Source organism: Streptomyces sp. WAC04114, assembly GCF_019733245.1.
GTDB lineage: Bacteria > Actinomycetota > Actinomycetes > Streptomycetales > Streptomycetaceae > Streptomyces > Streptomyces massasporeus_A.
Map to the genome: position 1 here is coordinate 24,249 of NZ_JAIGQA010000087.1, position 6,715 is coordinate 30,963.

Here is a 6,715-nt window from a genome sequence, read left to right on the forward strand (position 1 = left end):
AGCCCTGATCAGCCCTTGAAACGCTCCCACAGCCGGGGGTAGCGCTCCGCGAGCAGCCGCTCGTTCTCGAAGTCGAGCGGCGTGCCCTCCGGTTCCGGGGGCGGCGGCGCGAGCTCCAGGTCGGGCGCGACCACGCCGGTGAGCTGCTCGTAGGCCTCGTCCGCCGCGTAGCCGAGCTCCTCGCCGTCGCCGTCGATCTCCTCGTCGAAGTCGTCCAGCAGATCGGCGAGCGCGTCCGGGTCGTGCACGGCGCCCTCGAACACCTCGCGGCCCTGGCCGATCAGCCAGCACCGGAAGAAGTCGAAGGCGTCGTCGCTCGCCCCGTCGAGCAGCACCCACGCGGCACCCCACAGGTCCCAGCGGTAGGCGCGGTTGTAGCGGGACTCGAAGTGACGGGCGAAGTCCAGGACCGAGTCCGGGTCCAGCTGGGCGAGCCGGTCCACGAGCAGGTCGGCCTGCTCCTCGGGGTCGCCCTCGGAGGCCTCCCGGGCGTCGTCCACCAGCTCCCAGAACTCCGTCTCGTCCATCACGGGTCCAGCATCGGGCCTGGGGCACGGGGGCGCACCCGGAGTGCGCGGGATCGTTATGCGCCGCTGTCGGGCCGGTAGAGCCGGGCCAGCCGCTCCGCGTCCGCGGCGAACCGCTCGCGCAGGCTCTTCGGAGCCAGCACCTCCACCTCCGGTCCCAGCGCCGCCAGCTGCGTGCGGGCGACCTCCTCGGACTCCACCGGCAGGGCCACCGTCACCCAGCCGTCCTCGCCCGGGGCGTCCGCGTCCGCCAGGGCCTCCCGGGCGGTCAGCGTGTCGAGGGCGTACGGCAGGGCGCGTACGCCGTCGGGGGACAGCCGCACCACGACCCGCGCCCGCAGGATGGACCGCGCGAACTGCTCGGCCCGCTCCTCCCAGAACGCGGGCAGGTCGAAATCGGGCTCCCGCTCGAAGCGCTCGCCGTCCGCGTCCACCGCCGTGAACCGGTCGATCCGGTACACCCGGAAGGACGCTTCCCGGGCCACCCGCGCGCACAGGTACCAGACGCCCGCCTTCAGCACGAGCCCGTACGGCTCCAGCTCCCGCACGACCTCGTCCTCGCCGCGCCGGTAGCGGGCGCCGATCCGCCGGTCGTCCCACACCGCGTCGGCGACGGCCGGCAGCAGCTCGGGCGTTCTCGGCTCCTTGAACCAGTTCGGCGCGTCCAGGTGGAACCGCTGGGAGGCCGTCCTGGAGGCGTCCCGCAGGGAGGGCAACAGCGCCGCCGACACCTTCAGCCGGGCCGCGGAGGCGGCGTCCTCCAGACCCATCTCGCGCAGCGCCCCCGGCACGCCGGACAGGAACAGCGCCTCGGCCTCGCCGCGGTGCAGCCCGGTCAGCCGCGTCCGGTACCCGCCGACCAGCCGGTAGCCACCGGCCCGGCCCCGGTCCGCGTACACCGGCACGCCCGCCTCCGACAGGGCCTGCGCGTCCCGGGTGACCGTCCGCTCCGACACCTCCAGCTCACGGGCGAGTTCGGCGGCCGTCATGGAGGGCCGGGACTGGAGCAGCAGCACCATCTTGATCAGCCGGGCAGCACGCATGGCCACATCATGCAGCAGGCCCCCGCCGGGGCGGGGGCCTGCCGATCAACGGTCCGTGCTCACAGACCGTACTGCTCGCGCGCTTCCTTCACGGCCGTCGCCTTGACCTCGCCGCGCTTGGCCAGCTGGGCCAGGGCCGCGACGACGATCGACTCCGCGTCCACGCCGAAGTGGCGGCGGGCCGCCTCACGGGTGTCCGAGAGGCCGAAGCCGTCGGCGCCCAGCGAGGACCAGTCCTGCTCGACCCACTGCGCGATCTGGTCCGGGACCTGGCGCATGTAGTCGGAGACCGCCAGCACCGGCCCCTCGGCACCCTGGAGCGCCTGCCGCACGAACGGGACCCGCTCCTCGCCGCGCAGCAGCGCCTCGTCCGCCTCCAGGGCGTCCCGGCGCAGTTCGCTCCACGACGTCGCCGACCAGACGTCGGCCGCCACGCCCCACTCCTCGGCGAGCAGCTGCTGCGCCTTCAGCGCCCAGTGGATCGCCGTACCGGAGCCGAGCAGCTGGATCCGCGGGGCGTTGGCCGGGGGCGTGATGCCCGCCGACTCCGCCGTGTTGAAGCGGTACAGGCCCTTGACGATGCCCTCGTCGATCCCGTCCACGGACGGCTTCGCCGGCTGCGGCATCGGCTCGTTGTAGACGGTCAGGTAGTAGAAGACGTCCTGGTCCTCACCCGGGGCCGCCTCGCCGTACATCCGGCGCAGACCGTCCTTGACGATCGTCGCGACCTCGTAGGCGAACGCCGGGTCGTACGACAGCGCCGCCGGGTTGGTCGCCGCGATCACGGGGGAGTGGCCGTCGGCGTGCTGCAGGCCCTCGCCCGTCAGGGTCGTACGGCCGGCCGTGGCGCCGACGAGGAAGCCGCGGCCGAGCTGGTCGCCGAGCTGCCACATCTGGTCGGCGGTGCGCTGCCAGCCGAACATCGAGTAGAAGATGTAGAACGGGATCATCGCCTCGCCGTGCGTCGCGTACGACGTCGAAGCGGCGATGAAGTCGGCCATCGAACCGGCCTCGGTGATCCCCTCGTTGAGGATCTGGCCGTTCTTGGCCTCCTTGTAGTACATCAGCTGGTCACGGTCGACCGGCTCGTACGTCTGGCCCTTCGGCGAGTAGATGCCGAGCGACGGGAACAGCGACTCCATACCGAAGGTGCGCGCCTCGTCCGGGACGATCGGCACCCAGCGCTTGCCCGTCTCCTTGTCGCGGACCAGGTCCTTGACCAGACGGACGAACGCCATGGTAGTGGCCACGTTCTGCGAGCCGGAGCCCTTGTCGAAGGAGGCGAACGCCTTCTCCGCGGGGGCGGGCAGCGGGGCGACCGGGTGCACGCGCCGGGCCGGGGCCGGACCGCCGAGGGCGGCACGCCGCTCCTGGAGGTAGCGGACCTCGGGGGAGTCGGCGCCCGGGTGGCCGTAGGGCACCACGCCGTCGACGAAGTCGCTGTCCTTGATCGGCAGTTCGAGCAGGTCGCGCATGTTCTTGAACTCGTCCACCGAGAGCTTCTTCATCTGGTGGTTGGCGTTCTTCGACGCGAAGCCCTCACCGAGGGTGTGGCCCTTGACCGTCTGGGCCAGGATCACGGTCGGCGCGCCCTTGTGCTCGACGGCGGCCTTGTACGCGGCGAACACCTTGCGCGCCTCGTGACCACCGCGCGAGAGGTGGAAGCACTCGAGGATCTTGTCGTCGCTCAGCAGCTTCGCCATCTCCACGAGCGCCGGGTCGCCGCCGAAGAAGTCCTGGCGGATGTAGGCCGCGTCGCGGGTCTGGTACGTCTGGATCTGCGCGTCAGGTACCTGGCGCAGGCGGCGTACGAGCGCGCCCGTGGTGTCCAGCTGGAACAGCTCGTCCCACGCCGTGCCCCAGAGCGTCTTCACGACGTTCCAGCCGGCACCGCGGAACTGGGCCTCCAGCTCCTGCACGATCTTGAAGTTCGCGCGGACCGGGCCGTCGAGGCGCTGCAGGTTGCAGTTGATGACGAACGTGAGGTTGTCCAGCTCCTCACGGGCCGCGAGCGCGAGGGCCGCCGTCGACTCGGGCTCGTCCATCTCGCCGTCGCCGAGGAACGCCCACACGTGCGAACCGGCGGTGTCCTTGATGCCGCGGTTGGCGAGGTAGCGGTTGAAGCGCGCCTGGTAGATCGCCGACAGCGGGCCGAGGCCCATGGAGACCGTCGGGAACTCCCACAGCCAGGGCAGGCGGCGCGGGTGCGGGTAGGAGGGCAGGCCGTTGCCGCCCGCCTCCCGGCGGAAGTTGTCGAGCTGCTCCTCGCTGAGCCGGCCGTCGAGGAACGCGCGGGCGTAGATGCCGGGGGAGGCGTGGCCCTGGATGTAGAGCTGGTCGCCCGAGCCGTCGGCCTCCTTGCCCTTGAAGAAGTGGTTGAAGCCGGTCTCGTACAGCCAGGCGGCCGAGGCGAAGGTGGCGATGTGACCGCCGACGCCGTATTTGCTGCCCCGGGTCACCATGGCGGCCGCGTTCCAGCGGTTCCAGGCGGTGATCCGCTGCTCCATCGCCTCGTCACCGGGCACGGACGGCTCGGCGGAGGTCGGGATGGAGTTGACGTAGTCGGTCTCGAGGAGCTTCGGCAGCGCGATGCCGGCGCCCTCGGCGCGCTCCAGCGTGCGGCGCATCAGATATGCGGCACGGTGCGGCCCGGCAGCCTTGGTGACCGCGTCCAGGGAGGCCTGCCATTCGGCGGTCTCCTCCGGGTCCCGGTCGGGGAGCTGGTCGAGCTCGCTCGGCTGGATGGCGTTGGGGTCGGTCATGTCGCCGCCTTCCTCAGTCGAAGGGGGTTCCCTCACACAAGGGGGATCGGGGGTGCCCTTTGTCTTTGGCAGGACAGGGCTGGGGCTTGGGTGGCAAGCCCGTTGGCGACTCTAACTCGCTGATCGATGATCGATCAAAGGGTTGAGGGGCAAAACCTCTTGATCACGAGAAAATAGGCACGCGGTGCCTCCGGCGGTGGCACGCGGTGACCGATTTTCGAACGGTTTTCGCAGGTCGGAGGCGTTTGAGCGAGAGGGTGCTCGGGTGTCACGCCCGGGGTGCGCAGCCCAGGACGTGCGCCTTCACGAGTTCGGCGATCCGGGGGTCACGGCGCTTGAACGCGGCGACGAGCTCCTCGTGCTCCTCCGCGTAACTCTGCTGCTGCGTGCCCAGCCAGCGGATCGACAGGGCCGTGAACACCTCGATGCCGAGGCCTTCCCAGGTGTGCAGCAGCACGGAGTTGCCCGCGGCGCGGACCAGTTCGCGGTGGAAGGCGACGGTGTGGCGGACCTGCGCCGTGCCGTCGGAGCTGCGGTCGGCCTCGTACAGGGCGCTGACGTGGGGCTCCAGTGCCGAGCAGTCCTCCGCGAGGCCCTGGGCGGCCAGTTCCGCGGCGATGGCCTCCAGTCCGGCCCGGACCGGGTAGCTCTCCTCCAGGTCGGCGGCCGTGAGGTTGCGGACGCGCACGCCCTTGTTCGGAGCGGACTCGATCAGGCGCAGGGACTCCAGCTCGCGCAGGGCCTCGCGGACCGGTGTCTGGCTGACCTCCAGCTCGGTGGCGATCCGGCGCTCGACGATCCGCTCGCCCGGCTGCCAGCGTCCGCTGATGATCCCCTCCAGGATGTGCTCGCGGATCTGCTCGCGGAGCGAGTGGATGACGGGCGCGGTCATGAGGGCTCCTTAGGGCGTTGACGTTTAGACAATACGGCCACGACGCATCGCCGGGTGAGCCGACGGGGGTGCTTTTGCGCAGGTGAGATCAGGCTTACACGGGGTGGGGCGTGAGGTGCCCAAGAGCTCGGGGCGCGGGGGTGTCGGGCGGCTGCGGGTAGTGGGTGGCTGGTCGCGCAGTTCCCCGCGCCCCTCAGACACGCGCGGCGGGCCTGCCTCAAGGGGCGCGGGGAACCGCGCGAAGAGCCCCACACAACCCGCAGCCGCCCGACGACAGGTCACACCGAGTTCTCGAGCGCCCCAAAGCGCGGTGCCCCGCCCGGAGACGTTCCGGACGGGGCACCGCAGCAGGCTCAAGACCTGGTGTTGCCTACAGGCCGAGCTCGACCTCGAACTCGCCTGCCTCCAGGATGGCCTTGACCGCCGTCAGGTAGCGGGCGGCGTCGGCGCCGTCCACCAGGCGGTGGTCGTAGGACAGGGTCAGGTACGTCATGTCGCGGACGCCGATGACCGTGCCCTCCTCCGTCTCGATGACGGCGGGGCGCTTGACCGTCGCGCCGATGCCGAGGATCGCGACCTGGCCCGGCGGCACGATGATCGTGTCGAAGAGCGCGCCGCGCGAACCGGTGTTGGAGATGGTGAAGGTCGCGCCCGACAGCTCGTCCGGGGTGATCTTGTTGGCGCGGACCTTGCCCGCCAGGTCGGCCGTGGCCTTGGCGATACCGGCGAGGTTGAGGTCACCGGCGTTCTTGATGACCGGGGTCATCAGGCCCTTCTCGGAGTCCACCGCGATACCGATGTTCTCGGTGTCGAAGTAGGTGATGGTCCCCTCGGCCTCGTTGATCCGGGCGTTGATCGGCGCGTGCGCCTTCAGCGCCTGGGCCGCGGCCCTGACGAAGAACGGCATCGGCGAGAGCTTGACGCCCTCACGGGCCGCGAACGCGTCCTTGGCCCGGGCGCGCAGCTTCATCAGGCGGGTGACGTCGACCTCGACGACCGAGGACAGCTGGGCCTGCTCGTGCAGGGCCTTGACCATGTTGTCGCCGATGACCTTGCGGATCCGCGGCATCTTCACGGTCTGGCCGCGCAGCGGGGACGCCTCCAGCGCCGGGGCCTTCTTCGCGGCCGCCGGGGCGGCAGCGGCGGGGGCCGGGGTGGCGGCGGCGCTCTTCGCGGCCTCGGCGGCGGCGACGACGTCCTGCTTGCGGATACGGCCGCCGACGCCGGTGCCCTTGACGGTGGCCAGGTCGACGCCCTGCTCGGCGGCGAGCTTGCGCACCAGCGGGGTGACGTAGGCGCCGTCGTCGGCCGGCTTGGCGGCGGCCGGAGCGGCCGGGGCCTGGGCCGGAGCCGGGGCAGGCGCGGGAGCGGACGGAGCCGGCTCGGGAGCCGGGGTGGTCTGCTGCTGCGGGGCCGGAGCCGACGGGGCCTGCGGGGCCGGAGCGGGCTGCGCCGGGGCCGGAGCGGGCTGCGCCGGGGCCGGAGCGGGCT

General features: G+C 71.6%; 5 protein-coding genes. All 5 read right to left on the minus strand.

From position 1 onward, the window contains the following. Positions 1 to 8: 8 nt before the first annotated feature. Complete coding sequence (locus K4G64_RS22120) at positions 9 to 530, minus strand: DUF4240 domain-containing protein (RefSeq protein WP_221757758.1); 522 nt, start codon at positions 528 to 530, stop codon at positions 9 to 11. Between the two features lie 53 nt (positions 531 to 583). Beyond that, positions 584 to 1,570 (minus strand): YafY family protein, encoded by a 987-nt coding sequence (locus K4G64_RS22125; protein WP_221757759.1) that lies wholly within the window; start codon positions 1,568 to 1,570, stop codon positions 584 to 586. A 59-nt stretch (positions 1,571 to 1,629) separates the two neighbouring features. Continuing rightward, a complete protein-coding gene (gene aceE / locus K4G64_RS22130) occupies positions 1,630 to 4,332 on the minus strand; it encodes a pyruvate dehydrogenase (acetyl-transferring), homodimeric type (RefSeq protein ID WP_221757760.1) in 2,703 nt (900 codons plus the stop codon). 268 nt (positions 4,333 to 4,600) lie between these two features. After that, entirely contained in the window at positions 4,601 to 5,224 is a 624-nt protein-coding gene (locus K4G64_RS22135) for a GntR family transcriptional regulator (protein WP_184556718.1), read from the minus strand. A 370-nt stretch (positions 5,225 to 5,594) separates the two neighbouring features. Then, on the minus strand, positions 5,595 to 6,715 hold a 1,121-nt coding region (gene sucB / locus K4G64_RS22140), incomplete at its 5' end, for a 2-oxoglutarate dehydrogenase, E2 component, dihydrolipoamide succinyltransferase (RefSeq protein ID WP_221757761.1).

What these genes read in the sequence shown, in the direction of transcription:
- K4G64_RS22125 (WP_221757759.1), bottom strand. Translation starts at nt 1,570, where the DNA reads ATGCGTGCTGCCCGGCTGATCAAGATGGTGCTGCTGCTCCAGTCCCGG.
- aceE (WP_221757760.1), bottom strand. Translation starts at nt 4,332, where the DNA reads ATGACCGACCCCAACGCCATCCAGCCGAGCGAGCTCGACCAGCTCCCC.
- K4G64_RS22135 (WP_184556718.1), bottom strand. Translation starts at nt 5,224, where the DNA reads ATGACCGCGCCCGTCATCCACTCGCTCCGCGAGCAGATCCGCGAGCAC.